Source organism: Bacillus sp. V2I10 (assembly GCF_030817055.1).
In the GTDB taxonomy this organism is placed as follows: Bacteria; Bacillota; Bacilli; order Bacillales; family Bacillaceae; genus Bacillus_P.
In genome coordinates, this window is the sequence record NZ_JAUSYV010000001.1 from 97,989 (window position 1) to 124,596 (window position 26,608).

23 protein-coding genes, 14 tRNA genes, 3 rRNA genes and 1 pseudogene are annotated in these 26,608 nt (G+C 43.7%); 2 read left to right on the forward strand and 39 right to left on the reverse strand.

The window, feature by feature from the left end; all coding sequences use genetic code 11:
• Window positions 1-11: 11 nt before the first annotated feature.
• The 21 genes from tsaB to QFZ72_RS00535 form a co-directional block, all read right to left on the reverse strand.
• Entirely contained in the window at window positions 12-701 is a 690-nt protein-coding gene (gene tsaB / locus QFZ72_RS00435; RefSeq protein WP_307428165.1) for a tRNA (adenosine(37)-N6)-threonylcarbamoyltransferase complex dimerization subunit type 1 TsaB, read from the reverse strand.
• Window positions 682-1,155 carry a tRNA (adenosine(37)-N6)-threonylcarbamoyltransferase complex ATPase subunit type 1 TsaE gene (tsaE, locus tag QFZ72_RS00440; RefSeq protein ID WP_307428169.1) on the reverse strand — a complete coding sequence of 158 codons (474 nt, stop codon included), beginning with the start codon at window positions 1,153-1,155 and terminating at the stop codon, window positions 682-684. The genes tsaB and tsaE overlap by 20 nt, the downstream gene beginning before the upstream one ends.
• Before the next feature lie 9 nt (window positions 1,156-1,164).
• Window positions 1,165-2,148 (reverse strand): thiamine-phosphate kinase, encoded by a 984-nt coding sequence (gene thiL / locus QFZ72_RS00445; RefSeq protein WP_307428172.1) that lies wholly within the window; start codon window positions 2,146-2,148, stop codon window positions 1,165-1,167.
• Between the two features lie 275 nt (window positions 2,149-2,423).
• Window positions 2,424-2,499, reverse strand: a tRNA-Asp gene (locus QFZ72_RS00450).
• 3 nt (window positions 2,500-2,502) lie between these two features.
• A tRNA-Met gene (locus tag QFZ72_RS00455) sits at window positions 2,503-2,579 on the reverse strand.
• A 24-nt stretch (window positions 2,580-2,603) separates the two neighbouring features.
• Window positions 2,604-2,719: ribosomal RNA gene (gene rrf / locus QFZ72_RS00460) — 5S ribosomal RNA — on the reverse strand.
• 92 nt (window positions 2,720-2,811) lie between these two features.
• Window positions 2,812-5,742: ribosomal RNA gene (locus QFZ72_RS00465) — 23S ribosomal RNA — on the reverse strand.
• Between the two features lie 233 nt (window positions 5,743-5,975).
• Window positions 5,976-7,513, reverse strand: a 16S ribosomal RNA gene (locus QFZ72_RS00470).
• Together the 16S, 23S and 5S rRNA genes with 14 tRNA genes alongside form the textbook arrangement of a ribosomal RNA operon.
• A 93-nt stretch (window positions 7,514-7,606) precedes the next feature.
• A tRNA-Gly gene (locus QFZ72_RS00475) sits at window positions 7,607-7,680 on the reverse strand.
• A 14-nt stretch (window positions 7,681-7,694) separates the two neighbouring features.
• Window positions 7,695-7,771, reverse strand: a tRNA-Pro gene (locus QFZ72_RS00480).
• A gap of 18 nt (window positions 7,772-7,789) precedes the next feature.
• Window positions 7,790-7,866 (reverse strand) — tRNA-Arg (locus tag QFZ72_RS00485).
• Window positions 7,867-7,954: 88 nt separating this feature from the next.
• Window positions 7,955-8,040 (reverse strand) — tRNA-Leu (locus QFZ72_RS00490).
• Between the two features lie 18 nt (window positions 8,041-8,058).
• A tRNA-Leu gene (locus tag QFZ72_RS00495) sits at window positions 8,059-8,142 on the reverse strand.
• A 15-nt stretch (window positions 8,143-8,157) separates the two neighbouring features.
• Window positions 8,158-8,233: transfer RNA gene (locus QFZ72_RS00500), tRNA-Lys, on the reverse strand.
• 28 nt (window positions 8,234-8,261) lie between these two features.
• Window positions 8,262-8,336, reverse strand: a tRNA-Gln gene (locus tag QFZ72_RS00505).
• A 6-nt stretch (window positions 8,337-8,342) separates the two neighbouring features.
• Window positions 8,343-8,418: transfer RNA gene (locus tag QFZ72_RS00510), tRNA-Asp, on the reverse strand.
• Between the two features lie 8 nt (window positions 8,419-8,426).
• Window positions 8,427-8,502 (reverse strand) — tRNA-Val (locus tag QFZ72_RS00515).
• A gap of 26 nt (window positions 8,503-8,528) precedes the next feature.
• Window positions 8,529-8,600 (reverse strand) — tRNA-Glu (locus QFZ72_RS00520).
• 17 nt (window positions 8,601-8,617) lie between these two features.
• A tRNA-Ser gene (locus QFZ72_RS00525) sits at window positions 8,618-8,708 on the reverse strand.
• Between the two features lie 6 nt (window positions 8,709-8,714).
• A tRNA-Asn gene (locus QFZ72_RS00530) sits at window positions 8,715-8,789 on the reverse strand.
• A gap of 142 nt (window positions 8,790-8,931) precedes the next feature.
• Window positions 8,932-9,378, reverse strand: coding sequence for a SprT family protein (locus QFZ72_RS00535; protein ID WP_307428176.1), 447 nt, complete (start codon window positions 9,376-9,378; stop codon window positions 8,932-8,934).
• Between the two features lie 103 nt (window positions 9,379-9,481).
• Between QFZ72_RS00535 and cmpA the strand changes: the two genes are divergently transcribed.
• Window positions 9,482-9,595, forward strand: a complete 114-nt coding sequence (cmpA, locus tag QFZ72_RS00540) for a cortex morphogenetic protein CmpA (protein ID WP_087946367.1) — start codon at window positions 9,482-9,484, stop codon at window positions 9,593-9,595.
• Window positions 9,596-9,790: 195 nt separating this feature from the next.
• Here the strand turns inward: cmpA and QFZ72_RS00545 are convergent, their stop codons facing one another.
• The 14 genes from QFZ72_RS00545 to acpS form a co-directional block, all read right to left on the reverse strand.
• Window positions 9,791-11,953 (reverse strand): Tex family protein, encoded by a 2,163-nt coding sequence (locus QFZ72_RS00545; protein ID WP_307428180.1) that lies wholly within the window; start codon window positions 11,951-11,953, stop codon window positions 9,791-9,793.
• Between the two features lie 87 nt (window positions 11,954-12,040).
• Window positions 12,041-12,640: a PP2C family serine/threonine-protein phosphatase gene (locus QFZ72_RS00550; RefSeq protein ID WP_307428182.1), complete on the reverse strand. Its 600-nt coding sequence runs from the start codon at window positions 12,638-12,640 to the stop codon at window positions 12,041-12,043.
• Window positions 12,640-13,428 carry an RNA polymerase sigma factor SigB gene (gene sigB, locus QFZ72_RS00555; protein WP_070878724.1) on the reverse strand — a complete coding sequence of 263 codons (789 nt, stop codon included), beginning with the start codon at window positions 13,426-13,428 and terminating at the stop codon, window positions 12,640-12,642. Before sigB ends, QFZ72_RS00550 begins: the two co-directional genes overlap by 1 nt.
• A complete protein-coding gene (rsbW, locus tag QFZ72_RS00560) occupies window positions 13,394-13,876 on the reverse strand; it encodes an anti-sigma B factor RsbW (protein ID WP_307428187.1) in 483 nt (160 codons plus the stop codon). Before rsbW ends, sigB begins: the two co-directional genes overlap by 35 nt.
• On the reverse strand, window positions 13,873-14,205 hold the full coding sequence (locus tag QFZ72_RS00565; protein ID WP_307428189.1) for an anti-sigma factor antagonist: 333 nt from the start codon (window positions 14,203-14,205) through the stop codon (window positions 13,873-13,875). Before QFZ72_RS00565 ends, rsbW begins: the two co-directional genes overlap by 4 nt.
• Before the next feature lie 62 nt (window positions 14,206-14,267).
• Window positions 14,268-15,278 (reverse strand): PP2C family protein-serine/threonine phosphatase, encoded by a 1,011-nt coding sequence (locus tag QFZ72_RS00570; RefSeq protein WP_307428191.1) that lies wholly within the window; start codon window positions 15,276-15,278, stop codon window positions 14,268-14,270.
• An 11-nt stretch (window positions 15,279-15,289) separates the two neighbouring features.
• A complete protein-coding gene (locus QFZ72_RS00575; RefSeq protein ID WP_070878720.1) occupies window positions 15,290-15,691 on the reverse strand; it encodes an anti-sigma regulatory factor in 402 nt (133 codons plus the stop codon).
• Window positions 15,692-15,693: 2 nt separating this feature from the next.
• Entirely contained in the window at window positions 15,694-16,059 is a 366-nt protein-coding gene (locus QFZ72_RS00580; RefSeq protein ID WP_307428193.1) for an STAS domain-containing protein, read from the reverse strand.
• Window positions 16,056-16,892 (reverse strand): STAS domain-containing protein, encoded by an 837-nt coding sequence (locus QFZ72_RS00585; RefSeq protein WP_307428195.1) that lies wholly within the window; start codon window positions 16,890-16,892, stop codon window positions 16,056-16,058. The genes QFZ72_RS00580 and QFZ72_RS00585 overlap by 4 nt, the downstream gene beginning before the upstream one ends.
• Window positions 16,893-17,032: 140 nt before the next feature.
• The gene (ndoA, locus tag QFZ72_RS00590; RefSeq protein ID WP_029286376.1) at window positions 17,033-17,383 is read right to left on the reverse strand and encodes a type II toxin-antitoxin system endoribonuclease NdoA; all 351 of its coding nucleotides are present in this window, start codon (window positions 17,381-17,383) and stop codon (window positions 17,033-17,035) included.
• Window positions 17,384-17,387: 4 nt separating this feature from the next.
• Window positions 17,388-17,669: a CopG family ribbon-helix-helix protein gene (locus QFZ72_RS00595; protein ID WP_029286378.1), complete on the reverse strand. Its 282-nt coding sequence runs from the start codon at window positions 17,667-17,669 to the stop codon at window positions 17,388-17,390.
• Between the two features lie 147 nt (window positions 17,670-17,816).
• Complete coding sequence (alr, locus tag QFZ72_RS00600) at window positions 17,817-18,998, reverse strand: alanine racemase (protein ID WP_307428203.1); 1,182 nt, start codon at window positions 18,996-18,998, stop codon at window positions 17,817-17,819.
• A gap of 415 nt (window positions 18,999-19,413) precedes the next feature.
• Window positions 19,414-20,424: a LolA family protein gene (locus tag QFZ72_RS00605; RefSeq protein WP_307428206.1), complete on the reverse strand. Its 1,011-nt coding sequence runs from the start codon at window positions 20,422-20,424 to the stop codon at window positions 19,414-19,416.
• 146 nt (window positions 20,425-20,570) lie between these two features.
• Window positions 20,571-20,936, reverse strand: coding sequence for a holo-ACP synthase (gene acpS / locus QFZ72_RS00610; RefSeq protein WP_307428209.1), 366 nt, complete (start codon window positions 20,934-20,936; stop codon window positions 20,571-20,573).
• A gap of 103 nt (window positions 20,937-21,039) precedes the next feature.
• On the opposite strand from acpS, the gene QFZ72_RS00615 reads away from it, so the two are divergent.
• Window positions 21,040-21,633, forward strand: coding sequence for a rhomboid family intramembrane serine protease (locus QFZ72_RS00615; RefSeq protein ID WP_307428212.1), 594 nt, complete (start codon window positions 21,040-21,042; stop codon window positions 21,631-21,633).
• A 239-nt stretch (window positions 21,634-21,872) separates the two neighbouring features.
• Here the strand turns inward: QFZ72_RS00615 and QFZ72_RS00620 are convergent, their stop codons facing one another.
• The 4 genes and pseudogenes from QFZ72_RS00620 to cshA form a co-directional block, all read right to left on the reverse strand.
• A complete protein-coding gene (locus tag QFZ72_RS00620) occupies window positions 21,873-23,321 on the reverse strand; it encodes a PH domain-containing protein (RefSeq protein ID WP_307428215.1) in 1,449 nt (482 codons plus the stop codon).
• Window positions 23,311-23,790 carry a PH domain-containing protein gene (locus tag QFZ72_RS00625; RefSeq protein ID WP_307428218.1) on the reverse strand — a complete coding sequence of 160 codons (480 nt, stop codon included), beginning with the start codon at window positions 23,788-23,790 and terminating at the stop codon, window positions 23,311-23,313. Before QFZ72_RS00625 ends, QFZ72_RS00620 begins: the two co-directional genes overlap by 11 nt.
• Window positions 23,791-23,906: 116 nt before the next feature.
• Window positions 23,907-24,875: pseudogene (uvsE, locus tag QFZ72_RS00630) on the reverse strand (UV DNA damage repair endonuclease UvsE).
• Window positions 24,876-25,043: 168 nt separating this feature from the next.
• Entirely contained in the window at window positions 25,044-26,531 is a 1,488-nt protein-coding gene (cshA, locus tag QFZ72_RS00635) for a degradosome RNA helicase CshA (protein WP_373464385.1), read from the reverse strand.
• Window positions 26,532-26,608 lie beyond the last annotated feature (77 nt).

Below are 26,608 nucleotides of genomic sequence, written 5' to 3' on the forward strand. Positions count from 1 at the left end.
TTCTCACCCACTTATTTCTGTTGTTCGAGCCACTTTACTTCTGCCTCTGCTAAACGGATATAGTTCGGCACGAAGGTATGTACATCCTCAGGCTCTTTCATCAAGCCGATTTTACCAAGCATTGCCGGTCTTGGATTATGCTCGGTCATACTAGCAAACACTGCCTGATCCCCCAGGACTTCAACGATTGACTCCTGATGCAGGCTAACGTCATTCCCGATGAAAAGAATTTGCTTCTCTTCCTTTTTTAATTCTAAAAGCCAATCAGACAGCAGGAGATTTTGATCATTTCTTCTATTAAAAAGCTCCCCATCTGCATACTCATACAGCCCTGTATACACCTGACCGCGCCGTGCATCAAAAACCGGGCAGATATAGCCATTAAAATAGCTTCCGCCAGCTGCAAGGACCTCAAGACTTGAAACACTGGCAAGCGGAATATTCAACGTCCACGCAAGCGTTTTAGCTATGCTGACACCAATTCGGAGGCCGGTATAAGATCCAGGCCCTCCCGCAACAATGACACGATCGAGCTCATCAGGTTTGATTTCGCATTCCTGCATAAGCCATTCAACCGCCGGCATCGCCCGGACCGAATGATTCTGCTTAATGTTTGTTACATATTCTCCGATCACTTTGGTGTCATCCACTATGGCAACACCAAGCGTCAAATTGGACGTATCAATCGCTATTGCTTTCATCTATAAGCTCCTTATATAAACCTAAATAGTGATTCCCGATAGGTACAAAGATAATTTCACGGGATTCGTCGTCCACACGAAGGATGCGAATACCAAGACGATCGGGAGGAAGCTGCTCCTGAATAAGATGTGCCCATTCAACAACAGTGACGCCATCTCCTTCAAAAAACTCCTCAAAACCTAAGTCCTCATGGCTGTCTTCCATCCGGTATACGTCCATATGATAAAGTGGCAGTCTCCCGTCCCGGTATTCCTTCATAATCGTAAATGTCGGGCTGTTTACGTTTTTCCGGATCCCCATTCCTTTGGCTAAACCCTTTGTAAACGTAGTTTTCCCGGCTCCCAAATCGCCTTCTAATGTAATGACATCTCCAGGCTTCACAAGTTCACCTAGCCTGACAGCAAGTTTCGTTGTTTCATCAGGGCTATTTGTTTTCACTGTATGCTTCGTCATATACTCACCTTACTTAAAATGATTAAATCCAGATTTTTTGAGCTTTGTTTTCTTTCCATTATGGATTAGCAGGACCTCGGATGAACCTGCATCTACATGCCCGATCTTCGTTAAAGAAATCCCTTCATCGCTGCACTTCTTTTGTAGAAGGTCAAATGCTTGGGGAGGAACCGTGCCTACTAGTTCAAAATCTTCTCCCCCATATAAAATCCACTCATCATGCTGCTCAAAATTTAAAGAACGCAGGGAATCACTGAGTGGAACACGGTCTTTTTCTATGATCATTTTAACACAGCTTGCCTCGCTTAATTCATTTAGTTCACTTGCAAGACCATCACTGATATCGTTCAATGAAATGCGCTCAGCAGAAGACATGAGCTGCGCTGCTTTAACTTGGGGCATTGGACGCTTATGGCGATTCACAAGAAATGCAGAATCATTGTCTACATCAACTGAGAGGTTCCCAAGCAGAATCTGCAGCCCTGCAGCTGAGTCTCCAACTGTTCCTGTTACAAAAACGGCATCACCTGGACGCGCATCCTTCCTTAACCGCTGTTTATCTTGCTGAACTTCTCCAATAACCGTAACGGTAATAACAAGTTTATCTGAGGTTGAAACCGTATCCCCTCCGATAAGATCCATATTGTATAAAGAAGCAATCTCATCCATCCCTGCATAGATCTCCACTAATTCTGCTTCAGACCAGTTTCTTGGCACTGCAATGGTAACGAGATAGTACTTTGGAACACCGCCCATAGCTGCTACGTCACTAATATTCACAGCCACAGCCTTATAGCCAATATCCATTGGGGAAGAGACATCCTTCAGAAAATGAACACCTTCAACCATTGTATCTGCGCAAACAATTTCCAAATAATCGGGTTTTGCTTTATAAAGGGCAGCATCATCCCCTATGCCTTCTATCAATTGGGGCTGACGATTCTTTCTTTGCTTAATTTTATCTATAAAATGAAATTCATCTTCAATGGTCATTTGCTGCACCGCCTTTTCTGTCATAAAAGTCAGATGTAGCTTTGGACAGTCTGCTACTTGTGAAAAAAATCTTCCATTCAAACTATGTAAGTAATAATTAAAACCAGTTCTGAAAAGCCTTATAAAAAAACCTTAGAACCCTGCAGCTCTAAGGATCGATCCCTGTTATCAAGTGTATCGCATCTAACTAGTTTGTCCAAGTTTCTTTAACAGTCTACCCTAAAAAATGCATAAAAAAAACGAAACACGTAGTTTCGTTGTCGTTTATTTAGTAATGGCGGTCCCGACCGGGATCGAACCGGCGATCTCCTGCGTGACAGGCAGGCATGTTAACCGCTACACCACGGGACCATTTGGTTGCGGGGACAGGATTTGAACCTGCGACCTTCGGGTTATGAGCCCGACGAGCTACCAGACTGCTCCACCCCGCGACAATAATATAAATAATTGATACTGCCTGGCAACGTCCTACTCTCACAGGGGGAAACCCCCAACTACCATCGGCGCTAAAGAGCTTAACTTCCGTGTTCGGCATGGGAACGGGTGTGACCTCTTTGCCATCATCACCAGACAATATGCAATTGATTAGAAAGAATGTTATTCTTTCAAAACTAAATAACGTTTGATAACAAGTTTCACTTAGGTTATACACTTTATTAGACTGTGGTTAAGTCCTCGAACGATTAGTATCTGTCAGCTCCACACGTCACCGCGCTTCCACCTCAGACCTATCAACCTGATCATCTTTCAGGGTTCTTACTCACTTGCGTGATGGGAAATCTCATCTTGAGGGGGGCTTCATGCTTAGATGCTTTCAGCACTTATCCCTTCCGCACATAGCTACCCAGCGATGCCTTTGGCAAGACAACTGGTACACCAGCGGTGCGTCCATCCCGGTCCTCTCGTACTAAGGACAGCTCCTCTCAAATTTCCTGCGCCCACGACGGATAGGGACCGAACTGTCTCACGACGTTCTGAACCCAGCTCGCGTACCGCTTTAATGGGCGAACAGCCCAACCCTTGGGACCGACTACAGCCCCAGGATGCGATGAGCCGACATCGAGGTGCCAAACCTCCCCGTCGATGTGGACTCTTGGGGGAGATAAGCCTGTTATCCCCGGGGTAGCTTTTATCCGTTGAGCGATGGCCCTTCCATGCGGAACCACCGGATCACTAAGCCCGACTTTCGTCCCTGCTCGACTTGTAGGTCTCGCAGTCAAGCTCCCTTGTGCCTTTACACTCTGCGAATGATTTCCAACCATTCTGAGGGAACCTTTGGGCGCCTCCGTTACATTTTAGGAGGCGACCGCCCCAGTCAAACTGCCCACCTGACACTGTCTCCCAGCCCGATCAGGGCTGTGGGTTAGAATTTCAATACAGCAAGGGTAGTATCCCACCAATGCCTCCACCGAAGCTGGCGCTCCGGCTTCCAAGGCTCCTACCTATCCTGTACAAGCTGTACCAAAATTCAATATCAGGCTACAGTAAAGCTCCACGGGGTCTTTCCGTCCTGTCGCGGGTAACCTGCATCTTCACAGGTACTATAATTTCACCGAGTCTCTCGTTGAGACAGTGCCCAGATCGTTACGCCTTTCGTGCGGGTCGGAACTTACCCGACAAGGAATTTCGCTACCTTAGGACCGTTATAGTTACGGCCGCCGTTTACTGGGGCTTCAATTCAAAGCTTCGCTTGCGCTAACCTCTCCTCTTAACCTTCCAGCACCGGGCAGGCGTCAGCCCCTATACTTCGCCTTGCGGCTTCGCAGAGACCTGTGTTTTTGCTAAACAGTCGCCTGGGCCTATTCACTGCGGCTTTTCAGGGCTATGAACCCTAAAAAGCACCCCTTCTCCCGAAGTTACGGGGTCATTTTGCCGAGTTCCTTAACGAGAGTTCTCTCGCTCACCTTAGGATTCTCTCCTCGCCTACCTGTGTCGGTTTGCGGTACGGGCACCTCTCACCTCGCTAGAGGCTTTTCTTGGCAGTGTGGAATCAGGAACTTCGGTACTAAATTTCCCTCGCCATCACAGCTCAGCCTTATATGAGAAGCGGATTTGCCTACTTCTCAGCCTAACTGCTTGGACGCGCATATCCAACAGCGCGCTTGCCCTATCCTCCTGCGTCCCCCCATTGCTCAAATGGTGAGGAGGTGGTACAGGAATATCAACCTGTTGTCCATCGCCTACGCCTTTCGGCCTCGGCTTAGGTCCCGACTAACCCTGAGCGGACGAGCCTTCCTCAGGAAACCTTAGGCATTCGGTGGAGGGGATTCTCACCCCTCTTTCGCTACTCATACCGGCATTCTCACTTCTAAGCGCTCCACCAGTCCTTACGGTCTAGCTTCAACGCCCTTAGAACGCTCTCCTACCACTGTTCGTAAGAACAGTCCACAGCTTCGGTGATACGTTTAGCCCCGGTACATTTTCGGCGCAGAGTCACTCGACCAGTGAGCTATTACGCACTCTTTAAATGGTGGCTGCTTCTAAGCCAACATCCTGGTTGTCTAAGCAACTCCACATCCTTTTCCACTTAACGTATACTTTGGGACCTTAGCTGGTGGTCTGGGCTGTTTCCCTCTTGACTACGGATCTTATCACTCGCAGTCTGACTCCCAAGGAGCAAGTCTTTGGCATTCGGAGTTTGACTGAATTCGGTAACCCGATGAGGGCCCCTAGTCCAATCAGTGCTCTACCTCCAAGACTCTCATACTTGAGGCTAGCCCTAAAGCTATTTCGGAGAGAACCAGCTATCTCCAGGTTCGATTGGAATTTCTCCGCTACCCACACCTCATCCCCGCACTTTTCAACGTGCGTGGGTTCGGGCCTCCATTCAGTGTTACCTGAACTTCACCCTGGACATGGGTAGATCACCTGGTTTCGGGTCTACGACCACGTACTGAAACGCCCTATTCAGACTCGCTTTCGCTGCGGCTCCGTCTCATCAACTTAACCTTGCACGGGATCGTAACTCGCCGGTTCATTCTACAAAAGGCACGCCATCACCCATTAACGGGCTCTGACTACTTGTAAGCACACGGTTTCAGGATCTTTTCACTCCCCTTCCGGGGTGCTTTTCACCTTTCCCTCACGGTACTGGTTCACTATCGGTCACTAGGGAGTATTTAGCCTTGGGAGATGGTCCTCCCTGCTTCCGACGGGATTTCTCGTGTCCCGCCGTACTCAGGATCCACTCTGGAGGGAACGAAGTTTCGACTACAGGGTTATTACCTTCTCTGACGGACCTTTCCAGGTCGCTTCATCTACCCCGTTCCTTTGTAACTCCGTATAGAGTGTCCTACAACCCCAAGAGGCAAGCCTCTTGGTTTGGGCTAATTCCGTTTCGCTCGCCGCTACTTGGGAAATCGCGTTTGCTTTCTCTTCCTCCGGGTACTTAGATGTTTCAGTTCCCCGGGTCTGCCTTCATTATCCTATGTATTCAGATAAAGATACTGTTCCATTACGAACAGTGGGTTTCCCCATTCGGAAATCTCTGGATCAAAGCTTACTTACAGCTCCCCAAAGCATATCGGTGTTAGTCCCGTCCTTCATCGGCTCCTAGTGCCAAGGCATCCACCGTGCGCCCTTCATAACTTAACCTAAATGGTCAATCGCATCATCAGATGCGTTTCGCATTTCGTTGTTTGTTTAGACATAAATGTCTAGAAAATCACTAATTATGGTAAGCGTAAATCTCAGTGAATTACTTGTTATCAATTACGTTATCTAGTTTTCAAAGAACAACCGACAAATCAGATGATTTGTCTTCTATCATAGAGAGAATGATCTCTCAAAACCAAACAAAAACCAAAAGCGTCCTCATATATCCTTAGAAAGGAGGTGATCCAGCCGCACCTTCCGATACGGCTACCTTGTTACGACTTCACCCCAATCATCTACCCCACCTTAGGCGGCTGGCTCCTTGCGGTTACCCCACCGACTTCGGGTGTTGCAAACTCTCGTGGTGTGACGGGCGGTGTGTACAAGGCCCGGGAACGTATTCACCGCGGCATGCTGATCCGCGATTACTAGCGATTCCAGCTTCATGCAGGCGAGTTGCAGCCTGCAATCCGAACTGAGAATGGTTTTATGGGATTGGCTAAACCTCGCGGTCTCGCAGCCCTTTGTACCATCCATTGTAGCACGTGTGTAGCCCAGGTCATAAGGGGCATGATGATTTGACGTCATCCCCACCTTCCTCCGGTTTGTCACCGGCAGTCACCTTAGAGTGCCCAACTGAATGCTGGCAACTAAGATCAAGGGTTGCGCTCGTTGCGGGACTTAACCCAACATCTCACGACACGAGCTGACGACAACCATGCACCACCTGTCACTTTGTCCCCCGAAGGGGAACCTTCTATCTCTAGAAGTGGCAAAGGATGTCAAGACCTGGTAAGGTTCTTCGCGTTGCTTCGAATTAAACCACATGCTCCACCGCTTGTGCGGGCCCCCGTCAATTCCTTTGAGTTTCAGTCTTGCGACCGTACTCCCCAGGCGGAGTGCTTAATGCGTTAGCTGCAGCACTAAAGGGCGGAAACCCTCTAACACTTAGCACTCATCGTTTACGGCGTGGACTACCAGGGTATCTAATCCTGTTCGCTCCCCACGCTTTCGCGCCTCAGCGTCAGTTACAGACCAGAGAGTCGCCTTCGCCACTGGTGTTCCTCCACATCTCTACGCATTTCACCGCTACACGTGGAATTCCACTCTCCTCTTCTGCACTCAAGTTTCCCAGTTTCCAATGACCCTCCCCGGTTGAGCCGGGGGCTTTCACATCAGACTTAAGAAACCGCCTGCGCGCGCTTTACGCCCAATAATTCCGGACAACGCTTGCCACCTACGTATTACCGCGGCTGCTGGCACGTAGTTAGCCGTGGCTTTCTGGTTAGGTACCGTCAAGGTGCGAGCAGTTACTCTCGCACTTGTTCTTCCCTAACAACAGAGTTTTACGATCCGAAAACCTTCATCACTCACGCGGCGTTGCTCCGTCAGACTTTCGTCCATTGCGGAAGATTCCCTACTGCTGCCTCCCGTAGGAGTCTGGGCCGTGTCTCAGTCCCAGTGTGGCCGATCACCCTCTCAGGTCGGCTACGCATCGTTGCCTTGGTGAGCCATTACCTCACCAACTAGCTAATGCGCCGCGGGCCCATCTGTAAGTGACAGCCGAAACCGTCTTTCCAACTTGAACCATGCGGTTCAAGATACTATCCGGTATTAGCTCCGGTTTCCCGGAGTTATCCCAGTCTTACAGGCAGGTTGCCCACGTGTTACTCACCCGTCCGCCGCTGACCTCCTAAGAGGTCCGCTCGACTTGCATGTATTAGGCACGCCGCCAGCGTTCGTCCTGAGCCAGGATCAAACTCTCCGAAGAAAATTTGTGACTCAATTTGTTGCTGACTTCAAAAATTTAAAACGTTTGGTACGCTTTTGGTTTTGTTTAGTTTTCAAAGATCATTTTTAAAATTGGAGCGGGTGATGGGAATCGAACCCACGACATTAGCTTGGAAGGCTAGAGTTTTACCATTAAACTACACCCGCGAAAAGTATTTGTCTGGTCGGGAAGACAGGATTCGAACCTGCGACCCCTTGGTCCCAAACCAAGTGCTCTACCAAGCTGAGCTACTTCCCGGACACATTATATATAGAATGGCGCGCCCGATAGGAGTCGAACCCATAACCTTTTGATCCGTAGTCAAACGCTCTATCCAATTGAGCTACGGGCGCACTTATTAATGTAATGAAGCGACTTAAATATAATACCAAGTTGCGTTCTTTTTGTCAACAACTTTTTTGAGGTTTTTTAAAACTCTTTTGGTGCGGCCGAGAAGAGTCGAACTTCCACGGGGTTGCCCCCACTAGGCCCTCAACCTAGCGCGTCTGCCATTCCGCCACGACCGCGAAAAGATAAAAAATGTATGGTGCGGGTGAAGGGACTCGAACCCCCACGTCAAAGACACTAGATCCTAAGTCTAGCGCGTCTGCCAATTCCGCCACACCCGCATACATTAGTTAAAATGGTGTGCCATGAAGGACTCGAACCTTCGACCCTCTGATTAAAAGTCAGATGCTCTACCGACTGAGCTAATGGCACTTAATTATATTCGCATTTAAAATACAAATGGCTGGGCTAGCTGGATTCGAACCAGCGCATGACGGAGTCAAAGTCCGTTGCCTTACCGCTTGGCTATAGCCCAATAAAATGGCGGTCCCGACCGGGATCGAACCGGCGATCTCCTGCGTGACAGGCAGGCATGTTAACCGCTACACCACGGGACCAAATATGATGGTGGAGGATGACGGGCTCGAACCGCCGACCCTCTGCTTGTAAGGCAGATGCTCTCCCAGCTGAGCTAATCCTCCCAATCATTTATATGCATTTAAAGCGATGACCCGTACGGGATTCGAACCCGTGTTACCGCCGTGAAAGGGCGGTGTCTTAACCGCTTGACCAACGGGCCAAAAGACAAAAAAATAATGGCGGAGAAGGAGGGATTTGAACCCTCGCGCCGCTTACGCGACCTACACCCTTAGCAGGGGCGCCTCTTCAGCCACTTGAGTACTTCCCCATAATATGGCTCCGCAGGTAGGACTCGAACCTACGACCGATCGGTTAACAGCCGATAGCTCTACCACTGAGCTACTGCGGAATAATTAGTCATGACAGACTTCTTTAATTATATGAAGATTCGTACAAGCTGTCAAGCCTTCTTTTTAATAATCATTTGCGTCTCTTACGACGGCTTTTATAATTTATCACAGCTTTGTATAATGAGTCAACCCCTTTTTTATTTATGAAACAAGTTTTATTTTCCCGCCGCACTTTCCGCATACATACTTGGAAGTATCCATTCTTCTGTGCCGTTTGTAAATGAACATGCAGGCTGTACATTGATACTCTATTGTCTTCTTTATTCTGGCAGCCGTCTGCAGAGGTTTGCAGAATCTGGGCGCATCCACTTTAGAAAGCAGCTCCCTAAATTCAGGATCACGGTGTTTGTATCCTCTGCCTTCTAAATGAAGATGATAGTGGCAAAGTTCATGTTTGATTATGCCAATTACTTCTTCTAATCCTTGAGCTAAATACTTAGGGTTAATCTCAATGTTATGGCTTTTTAAAAGGTATCTGCCGCCTGTTGTCCGCAGCCGGCTGTTAAAGAAAGCTTTATGTAGGAACTTTTTGTGAAAGTAAGTTTTTGAAATAGATTCTGTCAGTTCCTGAAGCTCTGTTTCATTCATCGGTTACACCCCGCATAGTTTGTATCTCCGAACAGGACATCTTGCGCCCGCATATAGTTAGTAATACACATACTCCATTATAAACAATAAGGAGGAACGAGCAATGCCTTCATGGTTAAAAAACCAAATGCAGCGTGCTTTTTATGAAAAGGATCGGTATCAAATAAAAATGCTGAATCAATGCTGGTATTTCTATAGAAAAAAACACTGCTCATGAGCAGTGTTGGGTTTTTTTAAGTTCAATTAGCGGAAAACAGACTTTTATTAGCGAAAACTTCATCTTTTATAGCTGATTTTCGAGATTTATTAGCCAAAATGAGAAATCATTTAGCCAAAACGCCTTTTAAGGTCCCAGAACTCTATATTTAAAATATACAGCTACTTGAACACTGCCCGTAAGCAGTGTTTATCGTTAACTGTTTATCATCGTCAAGGCAACACGGCCTTTATGTGCATCTACAGAGTCCACCCAAACCGTAACAACGTCACCTACTGAAACTACATCGAGAGGATGTTTGACAAAAGAGTTTCTAAGCTTTGAAATATGAACGAGCCCGTCCTGTTTTACGCCGATGTCAACAAAAGCGCCAAAATCCACAACATTGCGCACAGTGCCCTGAAGTTCCATTCCTGTTTGAAGGTCCTCGAGTTTCAAGACGCCCTTTTTAAGCAGCGGCTTGGCGATTTCATCACGAGGGTCGCGTCCAGGTCGAACTAGAGAATCACAAATATCTTTCAGTGTAAGCTCTCCAAGATCGATAGCTTCTGCGGTTTCTTTAATATGAATATCCGCTATTTTTTCTCTTAGCTGCTCCGTTCCGACATCATTCAGGGTTAGTCCGAGCATTTTAAGGAGCTCTTCAACCTCTTTGTAGCTCTCAGGATGAATGCCTGTTGAGTCAAGCGGATGTTTTCCGTCAGGTATTCTCAGGAAACCTATGCATTGTTCAAACGTTTTTGCCCCAAGTCTAGGTATTTTCTTTAATTGCTTCCTGTCCTGGAACTTTCCAATTTCATCCCGCTGCTTCACAATGTTGACCGCAACAGCTTTGCTCAAGCCGGCTACATATTGCAGGAGTGATGATGATGCTGTGTTGACATTCACTCCTACCTGGTTAACAACTGTTTCAACAACGAAAGTCAGAGAATCATTTAACTTCTTCTGTGTGACGTCATGCTGGTATTGTCCTACTCCTACTGATTTAGGATCAATTTTAACTAGCTCTGCAAGCGGATCCTGCAATCTTCTTGCGATGGAAACTGCACTTCGCTCTTCCACTTGGAACTCAGGAAATTCCTCGCGGGCAAGGTCAGATGCAGAATAAACACTTGCCCCCGCTTCATTTACGATGATGTAGGCAAGATCTGATTTTAGTTCATCAATGAGATCTGCAACAAATTGTTCTGTCTCTCTTGAAGCCGTTCCGTTCCCAATCGCAATCAGCTCGATGTTATTTTTTTTGATCACATTGATTAATTTTTGTTTTGCTTCTTTAGCTTTATTGACCGGAGGATGAGGGTAGATGACACCTATTTCAAGGACTTTTCCGGTCTCATCGACAGCTGCAAGCTTACATCCCGTCCGGAAAGCAGGGTCAATCCCTAATACGACACGGCCTTTCAATGGCGGCTGAAGCAAAAGGTTACGCAGATTTTCAGAGAAAATATGAATCGCACGATCATCCGCTTTCTCCATTAATTCTTTTCTGATTTCACGTTCAATTGACGGCTGAATTAATCGTTTATAGGAGTCCTCAATTGCTTCAATATAGACACCCTTCACCACTGTGTGCTGATTTTTCAGTTCATTTCTTTGAATATGGGTAGTGATCTGGTCTGCCGGAGCCTGAATGGATACTTTCAGGATTCCTTCTTTTTCCCCGCGATTCATTGCAAGGACCCGGTGCGGGACAACCTTTTGAATCGGCTCTTCGTACTCATAGTACATTTCATACACTTTCTTCTCATCTTTTTCTTCATCCTTTGAAGATGTGATGATTTTTCCCTTTCGGAAGGTTTGCTCACGAATCCATTGACGATAGGAAGGCTCATCTGAAATCCACTCAGCTAAAATGTCCTTTGCGCCTTCGATTGCATCTTCTGCAGTCAAAACCTCCTGGTCCTCGTTTACATACTCGAGCGCTTTTTCCTTGAGCGACCCTTTAGAAGGCTGTCCCTTTATCCACTCTGCAAGAGGTTCTAATCCTCTCTCTTTGGCAACCGTTGCTTTGGTTCTTCGTTTTTGTTTATATGGACGATAGAGGTCTTCTACCTTTTGAAGTTTTAATGCATTTTCTATTTCTTTTTTAAGCTCTTCTGTAAGCTTTCCCTGTTCATCAATTAAACGGATGACTTCTTCCTTTCTTGATTCCAGGTTTTGCGTATACTGCCACTTTTCCGAGATATCACGGATTTGCACCTCATCTAATGCACCTGTCTGTTCTTTTCTGTATCTTGCAATGAAAGGAACTGTGTTGCCATCTTCTAATAAAGCTATAACATTCGATACCTGTTTATATGTAATGGATAAATCCGCACTGATTGTTTTCATAATGCGCTCTGTCTTCTCTGCCATTCTTTTACCTCCCCAAAATAAAGACTTAGAAACATTTTACCAAAAGACACGGACTTTAAAAAATGATCAAAATAAAAAAGCCGTCAACTAGAATAGCTGACCGACTACATAGGTTAAATCATCCGCCCTTGACTTAGTATAAGGTTCAAGCTGATTTGAAATATCTTCAATTGTCCGGTGATCCTTAAGCAGTGATTTTACAGCAGGAATGTTAAGTCCATCTGAATGGATAATGAATTTTGCACCAATATCGTATGGAAAGGATTGAACACGGAATTTCTGAGGTTTACCTGACATATAGCCCAGAACAGGAAGAGGATAGACGAATGTGCCTGAAGGAGAATAGAGGACAAATCGGATATTTCCAACAGAACTGAATGTTAATTGATTCTGTTTAAAATACGCTTTAAAAATAGCAACAGTTGCTCCGCGTTTATTTTTTAATACCTCATTTGATTTCTCGATCAGCAGTCCAACGTCCTCTGCATGAAATTCCTCAACGACATCTTTAATGGCAGAAGACGATTCATAAGCTCGTTCACCGCTGCCAAGACCATCTGCAACAGCACATATGAAATAGTCTTCAGTTGCTTTAATTAAGAAACTGTCCCCGCATAAAGTTTTACCTTCTTTTTGCATTTGATAAGCATATGCATAGACACGATTGTTTTCTTCAATTTGAATCATTAATGCTGCCCCATTGATAAGTCAGCCGAAAGTGCTTCTTTTAACTTCGTAATCGCTCTTCTTTGAAGTCTAGATACGTGCATTTGAGAAATCCCAAGAATTTCTCCCGCTTCCTTTTGACTCTTATTTAAAATATATGTGTGATGAATAATTTCTTTTTCACGGTCTGACAGAACGTGAAGAACACTTTCAAGCATAAGCTTTTGATTCACTTGCTCGTATCCTTCTTCTTTTGATCCTACGATATCAAGAATTGTCACTGTGCTGCCGTCGGAATCAGCCTCAATCGAATGATCGACAGATAAAGCCTGATAGCTTTTGCCCATCTCCATCGTCTCAAGCACTTCTTCCTCTGTCACCTCAAGGTAGTCTGCTATTTCGTGAACAAGCGGTGAGCGCTGAAGGGAATTTGTTAATTCGTCTACAGCCATTTTTATTTTAGGTCCAAGCTCTTTAATTCTTCTTGGAACATGAACACTCCATGTTTTATCGCGCAGGAATCGCTTGATCTCACCGATGACAGTCGGAATGGCAAAGGCTTCAAACGTTTTTCCGAATTCAGGATCATAGCGGCGGATCGCCCCAAGCAAGCCAATCATGCCCACCTGCTTTAAGTCTTCATGAAAGCTTTTGCCTCTTGAATATTTCTTAGCCAGTGTTTCAACTAGCCCGCTGTAATATTCCACAAGAAAAAGCTGAGCATCTTCATTTTGGTTGTGCTGAAAATCGAAAATCAATTCATTTATTTCTTCTTTAGTTCGCTTCGTAGTTTTGGATGGTTGTGTCATGTTCTACTCGCTCCCCGTTTAAATACTTTGTCATAAAGACGGTAACGCCGGAATCGATCTGTACATGAACTTCATCCATAAGCGTTTCCATCAAGTAGAGCCCCAACCCTCCTTCTGGAAGTTGGTCAACAGGGTTTGCAGCCGAATAAGGACCCAGTTCGTTTTTCTTTTGTTCAAAATTGAAGCTTTGACCGCTGTCTGACACCATTACTTCAAGACGGTCATCGTAAAGACCAAAGCCGATCATGACTTCTCCGCCTTCGATTTTCTCATAAGCGTGCTGCACAGCATTTGTGCATGCTTCACTGATCGCAATTTTTAAATCTTCAATTTCATCATAGGAGTAACCCATTCTGCTAGCGATACCAGAAAGAGTCAAACGGACAATGCCGACAAATTCCGGTTTAGCAGGTATTTTCACCTCGATGTAATCCACTAACTGTTTCATCGAACCCCACCTTCTGATTTAGAAGAAATGTCAATAATATCACTTAGACCCGTTATGTTGAATAGTCTTTCCAAACGAGCGGATAAATTAACAAGTTTTAAATCGCCCTCATTTTTCCTCACAGCTTTAAGCAAACCAACGAAAGCGCCAAGCCCTGTACTGTCCATGTAAGAGACATCCTTAAGGCTTACGATCATGACAGGTTTTCCCTCTTCTGCAAGCGGCATTAGTTCTTCTCTTAATTTCGGCGCAGTGTATGCATCAATTTCTCCAGCTAAATCTATTTGAATATGTTCCTCTGATCGATTAACATTTATATTTAAATTCATCAATATCACCCCAGTAAGTTTACTTGTAAGCTAGTAAAACAAATACCCACTTTTTTTACAAGTTAAACCTCGCGTTTTAAAATAATTAGCGTAAAATCATCACGCAGTTCAAAGTCCTGCATCTGTAAAAAGTCTTTATATATATTATCTACAATACCCTGAGCATTCAAATCACTGTATTTTTTAATGAGGTCCGTAATAAAATCACGTTCAATGAACTCTTCTTCATTTGTTTTTGACTCGGTTACACCATCGGAAAGCAAAACAATCATATCGCCTTTTTCCACGATTCTGCTGTATTGCTTGTACTTTATGGATTGATCAATACCAAGGACCAGACCTTTTGTGTTCATATCATGAAAACGGTCCTCTTTAGCACTGTAATAAAATCCAGGCTCGTGGCCCGCTGATCCATAGACAAACTCATGTGTATCCGTATCATACATACCGTAAAACATTGTAATGAACATGCTCGGGTCTACGTTATGCTCAACAACCCTGTTCAGATTTTCAAGAACACGGCTTGGAGATTTACGGGACTCCGGCAAGCTGTCCATTGCATATTTAATCATAGACATACAGAGTGCAGCGGGAATTCCTTTCCCGATTACATCCGCTATGGCAATACTTACGCTTTCTTCATCATAAACAAAATGATAGTAATCCCCGTTCATATGCTTTGCAGGAACACTGATTGCACCAATATCAAGATTTGGAACTGTCGGCACTGACGTTTCTAAAAGCATTTGCTGAACATTCAAGGCTACTTGAATCTCAGACTTTATCTCCTGCTGCTGATCCCGCAGGCTTTGATGCTCCTGATAGGCCAGTCCATACCCCATCATGACCTCTAATAGAAAGTCCAAAGAGTGCAAAACATCTTGATGTACATCAGGAAATAAATCTTGGAGCACTTTACGGTGAAGACTGATAATTTCCTCAGGGGGTACTTGTTCCTCAATCGCTTTTCTGCTGAACTTTTGCCCCTGGTACAAAGCCGTTTCTGTTAATTCTTGCATATAATGACTCAGTATTTCCTGATATTTCGATTCAATGACTTCCTTAAAATCCATCTAGCTTCCCCCTAGCGAAGCCATTTGACTGCTTGGATATCCGTTCCCTCTCCCAAAACGGTATTAATGCTGAATTCATCCATCAGGCGTTTTACTCCAGGCAATCCGGCTCCTAACCCACCAGATGTTGAAAAGCCGTCTTCCATCACTTTTCGGATATCTGGTATTCCTGGTCCGTTATCAATGGCTATTATTTTTAAACCTTTTTTACTGAATTCGCTGATCTGCTCAATGCAAATTTGACCTTGTCCAGCATACAAATATATATTACGGGCTAATTCGGAAATAGCTGTTGTAATCCTCGCTTGGTCTACAGTACCAAACCCGAGTTCTTTTGCAACATTGCGTCCAAGCTGCCGCGCAGCAACAATGTCCCACTCCGTAATGATTTTTACACAGGATTGGTTATCCATGCTTATTCCCCCAGCTCCTGTTGTAATGTTTCAAGTCCTTTTTCCAGGTCAAGCGCGGTTTGTACACCAGCAAGGTGAATGCCAAGCTCAATGAGGGTGATTGCTACTGCAGGCTGAATGCCTGTTAAAACAACTTTAGCTCCCATTAATTTCGACATGCCGATAACATCACCTAAAACCTTGGCGATAAAAGAATCAATTACATCTACGGAGGTTAAATCTATGACAACACCGCTTGCGCCCGTCTCATGGATTTTATGAAGAAGATCTTCCTGAAATTGCAGGGCAGTCTGATCATCAAGTTCCCACTGAATGGATACAAGCAGACAATTATAAAGTTTTAAAATCGGTATTCTTGGAGTTCTCATTGCGAATCCCCCATTTCTACTATTTGTCGATTCGTCATTTCAAGTGCAGCTTCCATTCCTTTTTGAAGGCTGTTCTTCGTGATTACCTGGCTTAAATCGATGCCAAGGTTCACAATTGTCTGAGCAATCTCAGGTCTGATTCCCACAAGCAGGCATTTTGCTCCTACTAAGCGGACAGCTTCTGATGCCTGAATAATATGATGCGCAACCATTGTGTCCACAACCGGAACACCTGTAATATCAATTAAAACCACTTCCGCGCGGTGCTTCACAACACCTGTAAGCAGGTTCTCCATGATTTGCTTTGCTCTCTCTGTATCAATTGTACCAACTAAAGGCATAATTGTAATGTTTTCAAAAATCGGAATGAGCGGTGCCGATAATTCCTGCAAGGCAATCTTCTGCAGAGAAACTGTCCGCTCCCATGATTCTGCATATTGATGAATTAACTCATTATTAATAGGGGAAAGCGACTTGTCAAACTCCCACACAATTTTCATTTTTTCAGCTTCTGGAAGGCCGTCCGTCATTTTTGTAAAGATAATTAAAGACAGCTCCTTTAATCCTTCAGATATATACTTTAAGCTCCAGCCTAATTGAACGACCCTGTGAGCATAGTCAGAAACCTTTTCAGTCAGGTCGCTTCCCGGTTTTTTCATATAGCTGATTAAGATTTGAAGATATTCATTGCAAGTATTTAAATATACTTGATCTGAAAGGATGTTAGTGTACTTCTGATCTCCAAGATCTTTCAGACTGTCTTTCCATTCATTCAGGATCTCATTTTGATGAGCCAGAACAAAATCGAGTACTGGATTAGATGCATCCTTCATGTGCCAGTTATCCCCCTCTTATCCTTATGGGTAATAAAGTAAACAAGTTATTCCACTTTACATTATACCGATTTATGTCAATAAAATAAAAAAAAGTTGCTTAACGGGAGCAACTTCCTAAAAAATACCTTTTTTCAGTTTTAAAAATCAATGAGTCCTAAGCTTATTTGCAGAGCTTCGTCCACTTTATCCATCATTTCATCATCTAAGTGTGTAATCTTATCAGTCAATCTCTGTTTATCAATCGTACGAATCTGCTCTAACAGTATAACAGAATCACGTTCAAACCCATAACGCTTGGAATCAATTTCTACATGAGTAGGCAATTTCGCCTTTTGAATTTGAGCAGTAATAGCTGCTATGATGACCGTTGGACTGAACCTGTTTCCGATATCATTCTGGATGATCAGCACTGGACGGACGCCCCCTTGCTCAGAGCCAACAACGGGTGATAAATCAGCAAAATAAACGTCGCCGCGTTTAACAATCAAAGGATTAACCCCCGCTTACTAAGCGTTCAACGGTGTGGTCAGCCTCTGATTCAGCTTGAAATGCTTCGGAAGCAATGTTTAAGTTAATCTTAGCCATCTCCATATATCCACGTCTCATTGACTCGCGTATTTGGCGTTTCTTACGCTCGCGGATATACATCTTTGTTGCTTGATAAATTAACTCGCTTCGGTTCCCATTCTCTTGTTTGACAAGTCCGTCTAATTCCGAGACTAATGCTTGCGGTAAACGAATTAAGATTTCTGTTGTTGCGCTGGATTCAGACACAAACATACACCTCCACCAAACTTACACACCTATTATTCCATTCCACATACAATAATAACACTATCAATGCAAGAAGCAAAGTTATTTTCTAATAATTCAACACTATTATCTGCTTTACATAAGCATTTTTATTCATGCCTTCTTCTTTTACGGGCGATCCGCAAGCTTTTTTACGCCGCAAAAAAGAGAGTTTCTCACTTCAATTATACTCTTATTTTTCAAAAACATACGGGGAACGCGCAAAGTTATTGTACAAGGTACTTCATAGTTGATTGTATCCAGTCTTTCTGCCACTTCATCCACAGAAATACAATCTTCTTTTTGCTTGCCGATTAACGTTACCTTTGTCCCTGTTTCTTTAAAGGATGAAAGCTTAATCATACATTGATCCATGCAGATCCTTCCAACAATCGGCATTCTTTCACCATCAATTAGAACTTCTGATTCTTTTAGACGGCGCACCCATCCATCTGCATATCCAATCGGAATCGTCCCTATCCATTCATCTTTCTCAGCTGTGTATGTGGCCCCGTAGCTTACTTTGTCGCCTGTGCTGATTTTTTTCACATGAACAAGCCTTGAATGAAGGGAAAAAGCTTCTTTCAGTTCATAGGGCAGTTCAGGTTTTATTTCCATTGAAGGACTTAGACCGTACATAGAGATTCCCAGTCTCACAGCGTGAACTAATTTTCCAGGAAAACGGAGTCCAGTTGCACTGTTGCCGCAGTGAATCATAACTCCATCATAATCAGCTGCTTTTTGCGCCATTGCGGTGAATACGTCGTACTGCTTGTTGAAATAAGCAGTATCCAGTTCATCCGCTGTTGCAAAGTGCGTAAAGATACCTTCTATTTTCACATTGGGTTTTTCTTCTGCAAATTTAAATGCCTGAAGCAGTTCTTCCTCTGTCCGGACACCGAGACGGCCCATTCCGGTATCAATCTTTAGATGAACAGATAATAATCCTTTTTGAACATTCTTTTCAGCTTCCGTCAGCCATTCAAGAGAAGGAGCTGTCAAAATAATGCGCTGATCAATGGCGATCTTCACATCTGCTGGCCGGGAAGCACCCATCACCAGAATAGGCACTTCAAACCCCGCTTCGCGCAGCACGACCGCTTCATCTAAAAACGCGACTGCAAGCATTTCAGCACCTGCTTCAAGAGCCGTTTGTGCCACTTCTAAATCTCCGTGGCCATAAGCATTGGCCTTCACAACCGCAATCAGCTGCATGTTTTCGCCTATATGGTTTTTCATTGATTTCACGTTGCTGTATATTGCATCTAAATCGATTTCAGCCCAAGTATCGCGGTAAAAAGAATTTCCCATGTCCTACACTTCCTCATGATTGTCTTTTTCTATGCTGATTATCAATGGTATTGCGTTCTTTTGTCAAATGAAATCGGTTTCTTTTGAGGGGGTTCAGTAATAACACGGAGAAATTTCAGCGAGAAGGTCTGTAATGCGGAAAGATTAAGTGTGGAATTTCAAAAAATGAACCGCCAAATTATTCAACCCCAAATCGCCTTTTCTAGCTGCACTTGGCATTTTGAGACTTCAAATTGATTAAGATGCCATATTTCGAAGCGTCCGAATCAGCTTTACTATCCAGAAATCACATGACACTATCCGCACACCCGGTTTCATTATCCGGAATCGGTTGCTTACTATCAGGCACATCATTAAAGTGCAAAAATCCATAAAAACAAAAAACTCGGATGGCCCAGATGCCATCCAAGTTTGATTACTTAATTGCCTGCCCCTGTACAGATTGTGCTACCCGGATCATCTCTTCCTGAGTCAAATCTTTCGATGCAATCATGTACTCTACCCCATCATAGGTCCATGTTAAGGATTGTTCTGTCAGAGCTCCGACTGCAACTCCAAGGTCAACTGGTTCCCCGCTTACAAAAGAAGAGGTTGCAACAGTGGCTGCGACTGCTTTTTCCTGAATGAAGGTATAGGATTTTTTACCATCATACGTTTGAACGACCCGCTTGCCATTCTCTGTTTTCATCTCTTTTTCTTCCGTCAGCTTCACACCCTCAAGCTCCTCAAGAGGATATTTCACAGCAAGCGGTTCTGAGTTAACAGATGCAGATGTTTCAACATCTACGCTTGCAAATGACATATTCTTTTGCATATCAAATGAGTTTTTATCGAATTTAGCATTAAAATCAAATTCCGAAAACTCCACCACAACTAATGGATTGCGGTCTGTATCCATTACTTTGACAACAGAAGGCTTCAGGTCCTTTTTATTGAACGTAATCTCTTGAAGAGGAAGCATCTGGCTGTTTTGGTAATTTGTTTTTGTCTCAAAAACGTAAGCATCTTTTGTTGATTTGAAAATTGAATCCGCATCACTCTTAATGTCTTTTACCAGTGATTCGAAAAGATAAGCCTGACTGCTGTTTTGCGGCCATTCGCTTTGAAAACGGAAGCTTTTCTTCAGGGCCGGCGTCAGGACAAACACGCCTTCTTTATTGCGGAGAATCATTTGGCTCTGATCTTTTTCAGCATTCTTCAAGTTTACTCTGTAGAATGAAGGCTGCTTATGCCAAATTTCCACCTCATAAATTTGAGGCTCACTTCCTGTTTGAAGGGTCATTTGCGCTTTCGCTTTGTACCCCGATAATTCTTCAACCTTCTTATCCAGGTTTTCTACAACGTCAGTCTTGGATTTCTCACCACAGGCAGCAAGCATCATGACAGCGAGCAATCCAATTGCCAGTAATAAAAAGTGCTTTTTCACCTTTTCAACCCCTTTGTCTCATATGACGTAAAAAGGAAGAAACTCTCCCCTGAGGGAATCATGCTAAAGCAAGCACAATCTCCTCTAACGACTTGTCTCTTCTACCGCTGTACAAATATATGAGACAAAGGTTATGAATATGCAGACTAGCTTGACGAGCTTTCAATAATTACTTGAGCAGCAGCATAATCCTTTGTGTGAGTGATAGAGATGTGGACGATATAACCAGGCAAAGCAGGCATTGTTACAGCCGGTTTTCCGTTTCCATCATTCAGAATTTCGATATCCTTAAAACTGTATTCTTTCCCAATCCCGGTTCCCATCGCTTTTGAAAACGCCTCTTTCGCCGCAAACCTCCCGGCAGCATATTCGATTTTTCTCCTTTGCGCAAGCGATTGATATTTATCTTTCTCTCTTTCTGTGAGAATCCGGTCAATGAATTTCGGCTGTCTCATCATTAACCTTTCAATCCGTTCCAGCTCAGCCAAATCAAGACCCAGCCCTTTAATCATGCGGACACCCTCTTTTTGTTCAGTATGTACTAATATGCTCTCACTTCTCATAACCGTGTTAATATAGAAACAACTAATTCTTTAGAATAAGGAGACACTCTCTATGTTTACAAGATCAGAAGATTTCAGAACGTTTACGCGTCTATACCCTGTTGTAACCGTAATTGTCTGTATTCAAGTCATTCTCTGGCTGTTGTTTTTAATTCCAGTTCCTACAATAACATATTTCTTTGCCTCTTTAGTAGGGTACAACGCCGGTGTAGCTAACGGAGAATGGTGGCGCTTGATCACTCCTATTTTCCTTCATGCAAACTTCGCTCATATTCTATTTAACAGTGTATCCATCATCCTGTTCGCGCCTGCATTAGAACGGATGCTTGGAAAGGCCCGCTTTATTGCTGCTTATTTAGCAACAGGCATCGCCGCAAACCTGGCAACATATTTCATCATAGAAGATTTAACTTATACTCACGTCGGAGCCTCAGGTGCTATATTCGGCATATTCGGCATCTATCTTTATATTGTAGTGTTTAGAAAAGATCTGATTGATTCTTCAAACTCTCAGCTTATTATGACCATTTTAGTCATTGGAGTCGTCATGACATTCGTGAATACGAATATCAACATCATTGCCCATATTTTCGGTGGCGTCGCAGGCGCTTTGCTTGCGCCCCTGTTTCTTACTAGAAAAGCGTAGCCGACTGGTTAGCTCCGACAGACAGATAAGGATCCGACAGAAAAGGCGCTTTTTGCCTTTACTGGCGGAGCCGTTCTGGCCGAGGAGTTAGGAGGCGGAGCTGGACAATGTGAAAAGCGTAGCCGACTGGTTAACTGCGACAGACAGATAAGAATCCGTTCTGGCCGATTTTCAAAATTTATTAATTGCGAAAGATAGGCATATTTTATAAGTAGAAACATCAAAAAAGACGCCCATCCTCAAAGGATCGCGTCTTTTTTTGCATGATTTTCATAAGAAAACCACTCAAACACTTCTCCGGCATCCTCAATATCGACGCCTTTTACTATGAAATGTGTTCCTCCCATTCCTGACGTTGTTGAAGATTGAATAGACGCGAGGTCTATTCGGCGCTGAAAAAAGGATTGCCTTGCTTCAATGACCTGAATTCTTTTTCTCTTTACAGCGAATGTGGATTTGACCAGATTTCTTGATGAAAGCGTTAATTGTTCGTCATGTATGGCCCATCCTGCATCCTTAAATGATGCAAGACCGATAAGAAGTCCTGCCGGAACAGTCAGCAGCGCAAGGTAACCCCACGGCTGAAAAAAGCAGCTCAAAATGCATGAAATCACCAAGAAAGGAATTGTATAAACGAGAACATATCCTCTTTTCGCTTTCTTTGGCAGCGGGTTTAATTGATCAGCTAAAGAAAAGTCAGGTGTAAACTCGGTTAGCATCTGCTGGATTGTTGTTTTTTTAATCAGCGGAAAAAGGATGGCAGAAACATTCTGATCTTTGGCGCTTCCCCCTGCACTGACAATGTGCACAGTTGCATAGCCGAACGGCTGGCGAATTAGATTTTCGCTGATCTTCATAGCCTGGATTCTCTCAAGCGGAATCGTCAGCTGGTGTTTCTCAAATATTCCGCGCGAAATGACTAGATCCTGTTCTTTCTTTATCACTGTAAAGTTGGCAAACTTCAGACAAACTCCGATTATACTCAGGATCCATGCGATGAAAAATGCAAGGAATACAAGAATGGCATAAACAGTGATGCTTGCATTTGAAAGAAAGGAAAAACGATCGATGATGTCATCAAACGGAATCAGCTCGTCGAACTGTGAGAAAAAAGCAAAAGCCGCAGACAGAACCACTCCGATTCCGCTTGATGTTGACGCAGCAACCAGCAGTTCTTTTACTCCAATTTTATATGTTGAATATGTTTTTTCCTCTTTTAATGTCATGGCGGCTTCATCCTGATCCACCATTTCTTTTTTTCTTTCCGCTAAAGCTGTATTTATCCTGCGGGCTTCTTCTTTTGCAACAGCTGTAAGAACGGCTTCGGCCTCTATACCGCCTCCCGCTGTTTCAAGCTGCAGCTTCACAAGTCCGAATAGCTGCTGAATGATGCCTGCACTTTCGTTGATGGATTGTATTCTTTCAATCGGAATATATCTTTTCTTTTTCACAAATATGCCGAATTCAATCCGCAGTTCATTTTCTTCAATGCGATATGTATATTTCATCCAGCTGATGATACTGTAGATGATCAAAGCGATCAGAATCACGGCAAGACCGATAAAGAAATAGATCTTATAGTCATTGACGAAGAAAAGTACGATGACAGGAAATATCCCGTCTTTCAATTGCTTGAAAAAGGTTAATATAGCAGAGGCAGGATGCAGTCTTTTAGGTTCAGACATCATCTTCTGTCACCCTCGCAAGTCTTGATATAAAGTCACGCAGCTGATCAGCTTCGACCACATCGAGCGCAGGAATCTCATGAATGGTTGCTGCTGTATGAATCGTTACAGTTGCAAGATCATTTTTCCTGAGCAGCGGCCCCTGCTTTGTGTTGACATGCTGCACTCTCACCATTGGAACGAGCACCCGTTTCACCACAAATAAGCCCGACTGAATATCAATTTCATTTTCGTGTACCTCATACCGCCACGTACGGTGCTGTATTTTCGGAGTAATAAAGATAAAAATAATTGAAAAGATCACCCATGTTCCCAAAACGGCAATGGCAATCCATATCGGCCACTCAAAGTAATATACAGCAAACGCAATTCCTCCTGATACAGCCAAAAAAATTAATGATTGGATAAGTGCCGACAGCTTCCATACCTTTAGTGCTTTTTGACTGATTTGATACTTAGGTGCATCTCTCATCTCTGTTCCCCCTGAACTAGTAACTCTCTCTTTATATACGGATTTACGTTAAATATGTTTCACCTTTTAGAAAATCATGCCATTTTCATTATAAAGAAATGAACCTTGCTTGAACACTATTTCAATAAAAACGATGCTCCATCTATTTTTTCAACCTCCGGAAACAAGCACATCTGCTCCATTAATTGAAAAAGAGCATTATCTTTTAGTTTGGCTTCAATCATACAGTCAATCTGAGGAACGCTTCCTTTTATTTCTGACAGAAAAGACATGAATTGCTCTGGATCTACAAATTCAGCGTGAGCATTAAAGTCCTTTTCACTTCTTGGGCTTGATATATGCATTTTCACAGGGAGGGAGGAAAGATGCCAGCTTGCGGCAACACGGTCCCAATGTCTGTGCCAATCCGATTCCTTTTCATGATTCGCCAAGTGATGATGATAATCAAATACGAGCGGTATAGCCAATTTCTCACATAAGTAAAGAGTATCCTGAAGAGTAAATGTTGTATCGTCATTCTCTAACATAAGCATATTCTGGATCTTTACAGGTACAAACCCCTAATTGTGAATGAATTGTTCAAGGGCTTTTTCCTTATCGTTATAGGCCCCTCCAACATGAATGACACATCTGTGTTCGTGAGGCACATTCATTCCTCTGACCAGCGCTTCATGCATACTTAAGGTCCTGAGAGACGTATTCAGTATTTCGGGCTTTGGCGAATTCAGCAGCACGAAATGATCCGGGTGAAAATCAACTCTCATTTTCGTCTTGGAAATCCAATTGCCAAGCTCCTGCAGCGGCTCCCTAAGTACCTTTAAATAGTTAAAATCCTTTATTTCCGGATGGTTAGCAAGAGGAATTAATTTAGAACTGAAACGGAAGAATTGAATATCATGGCAGGCGTTATGTTTGATAATGCGAAGACAATTTTCAAGATTTGATGCTGAAATTCGCTCAAGCTTTTCAATAGCAGCTTCCCTGTCTTTTAAACGCTGAAATTGTGCATATGTCATCGTTTGAGAAGGAGAACAATTCTTCAGATTCACACTCATTGCAACATAGCCTAAACGGACGATTGTCATAGCTGTCACCTTCTTTAATAAGATACATATAGAATGCCCGGTATGAATGAGAATTAATGAAAATCAGCGCGGCTCGATAAACAGCCATGTTAATCGGAAGCTTTTCCATCTAAAAATGCACAAAAAAACACACCGCGCAAAATTGCACGGTGCGTTTGGCATCATCTATTAGTTAGATGAAGATGAGTTTGAGTAACGTCTTTTGTTGCTGCTGTTAGGCTTGCCGCCTTGTTGTCCGTAAGAACGTTTGTTGTTCTTAGAATGCGGGCGCTGGCCGTCTCTTCTGTTGCGGTTACTTGAAGAAGAAGAAGTACGTTTTCCGCCTCTTTTCGCATACATTGGAGCCTCATCCGTTAAGTTAACCGGAGTTTGGTTCGGTTCTTTAGTCATTAATTTGATTGCAGCAGCAAGTACTGATACTTGATCGAATTCTTCAAGCAATGCTTCAGCAGTGCGCTTGTAGAATGACAAGTTCTCATCAGTGATTGTCTGACGGATTTTTTCGATTGAAACAGATTGCTGACCTTCAAGCGCCTCATCAAGAGTCGGTGCTTTCATGCGGTCCATTTTGCGCTTAGTTGTACGCTCAATGATTTTAAGCATATCTTGTTCTCTTGGTGTTACGAATGTCATCGCAGCACCTGTTTTGCCTGCACGGCCTGTACGCCCGATACGGTGAACGTAGCTTTCAGGGTCTTGAGGAACATCAAAGTTGTAAACATGAGTTACACCAGAAATGTCCAGTCCGCGTGCAGCAACGTCTGTAGCAACAAGCACTTCGATTGCGCCTTCTTTAAACTTGCGAAGAGCAGACATACGTTTAGCTTGAGTTAAGTCGCCATGAATTCCCTCAGCTGCATATCCTCTAAGCATTAATGCTTCAGAAAGCTCATCAACTCTGCGCTTTGTGCGTCCGAAAACGATAGCAAGCTCAGGTGATTGAATGTCAAGAAGACGTGTTAATACATCAAACTTCTTCTTTTCTTGTACTTCAATGAAGAACTGCTGAATGTTTGAAACAGTCATTTCCTTCGCTTTTACTTTAACAAGCTCAGGGTTTGTCATGAATTTCTCAGCAATGCGTCTGATCGGATCAGGCATTGTAGCCGAGAACAGCAATGTTTGGTGCTCTGAAGGAACATTTGAAAGAATGTTTTCAATGTCTTCAATGAAGCCCATGTTCAGCATTTCATCTGCTTCATCCATTACAACTGTTTGAACATCAGATAATTTCAATGTTTTACGGTTGATATGGTCAATTAGACGGCCAGGAGTACCAACGATAATGTGAGGAAACTTCTTCAATGAGCGAATTTGACGGTTAATATCCTGTCCGCCATAAATCGGAAGAACGCGAACGCGTTTAGCAGATCCGATTTTGTAAAGCTCTTCAGATACTTGAATCGCAAGTTCGCGAGTCGGTGCAATGATGATCCCTTGGATCTTATCTTGTTTAACATCGATTTTTTCAATAAGCGGAATACCGAATGCAGCTGTTTTACCAGTTCCAGTTTGTGCTTGGCCGATCACATCTTTATTTTGAAGCCCCAGTGGAATGGTTTGTGCTTGGATAGGTGTAGCTTCTTCAAACCCCATTTTATTAATAGCTTCCATTAATAATGGGCTGATACCTAGTTCTTGAAACGTATTTGTCAATTTGTTCTACTCCTTTTAATCTCTATAGCTTTCACAGACTTTCATGTATGGTGAAACAAAAAACGCCCCATCGGGCA

Bases quoted from the DNA above. Each gene is read 5' to 3' on its own strand.
- QFZ72_RS00550 (WP_307428182.1), bottom strand. From the start codon at position 12,640: ATGATTCAAATTGAAGAAAACAATCGTGTCTATGCATATGCTTATCAA.
- rsbW (WP_307428187.1), bottom strand. From the start codon at position 13,876: ATGAAACAGTTAGTGGATTACATCGAGGTGAAAATACCTGCTAAACCG.
- QFZ72_RS00570 (WP_307428191.1), bottom strand. From the start codon at position 15,278: ATGGATTTTAAGGAAGTCATTGAATCGAAATATCAGGAAATACTGAGT.
- cmpA (WP_087946367.1), top strand. From the start codon at position 9,482: ATGCCTTCATGGTTAAAAAACCAAATGCAGCGTGCTTTTTATGAAAAG.
- thiL (WP_307428172.1), bottom strand. From the start codon at position 2,148: ATGACCATTGAAGATGAATTTCATTTTATAGATAAAATTAAGCAAAGA.
- QFZ72_RS00545 (WP_307428180.1), bottom strand. From the start codon at position 11,953: ATGGCAGAGAAGACAGAGCGCATTATGAAAACAATCAGTGCGGATTTA.
- tsaE (WP_307428169.1), bottom strand. From the start codon at position 1,155: ATGACGAAGCATACAGTGAAAACAAATAGCCCTGATGAAACAACGAAA.
- QFZ72_RS00565 (WP_307428189.1), bottom strand. From the start codon at position 14,205: ATGAATTTAAATATAAATGTTAATCGATCAGAGGAACATATTCAAATA.
- sigB (WP_070878724.1), bottom strand. From the start codon at position 13,428: ATGACACAACCATCCAAAACTACGAAGCGAACTAAAGAAGAAATAAAT.
- QFZ72_RS00575 (WP_070878720.1), bottom strand. From the start codon at position 15,691: ATGGATAACCAATCCTGTGTAAAAATCATTACGGAGTGGGACATTGTT.
- tsaB (WP_307428165.1), bottom strand. From the start codon at position 701: ATGAAAGCAATAGCGATTGATACGTCCAATTTGACGCTTGGTGTTGCC.
- QFZ72_RS00615 (WP_307428212.1), top strand. From the start codon at position 21,040: ATGTTTACAAGATCAGAAGATTTCAGAACGTTTACGCGTCTATACCCT.
- QFZ72_RS00585 (WP_307428195.1), bottom strand. From the start codon at position 16,892: ATGAAGGATGCATCTAATCCAGTACTCGATTTTGTTCTGGCTCATCAA.
- QFZ72_RS00580 (WP_307428193.1), bottom strand. From the start codon at position 16,059: ATGAGAACTCCAAGAATACCGATTTTAAAACTTTATAATTGTCTGCTT.
- QFZ72_RS00535 (WP_307428176.1), bottom strand. From the start codon at position 9,378: ATGAATGAAACAGAGCTTCAGGAACTGACAGAATCTATTTCAAAAACT.
- QFZ72_RS00620 (WP_307428215.1), bottom strand. From the start codon at position 23,321: ATGATGTCTGAACCTAAAAGACTGCATCCTGCCTCTGCTATATTAACC.
- QFZ72_RS00625 (WP_307428218.1), bottom strand. From the start codon at position 23,790: ATGAGAGATGCACCTAAGTATCAAATCAGTCAAAAAGCACTAAAGGTA.
- alr (WP_307428203.1), bottom strand. From the start codon at position 18,998: ATGGGAAATTCTTTTTACCGCGATACTTGGGCTGAAATCGATTTAGAT.
- acpS (WP_307428209.1), bottom strand. From the start codon at position 20,936: ATGATTAAAGGGCTGGGTCTTGATTTGGCTGAGCTGGAACGGATTGAA.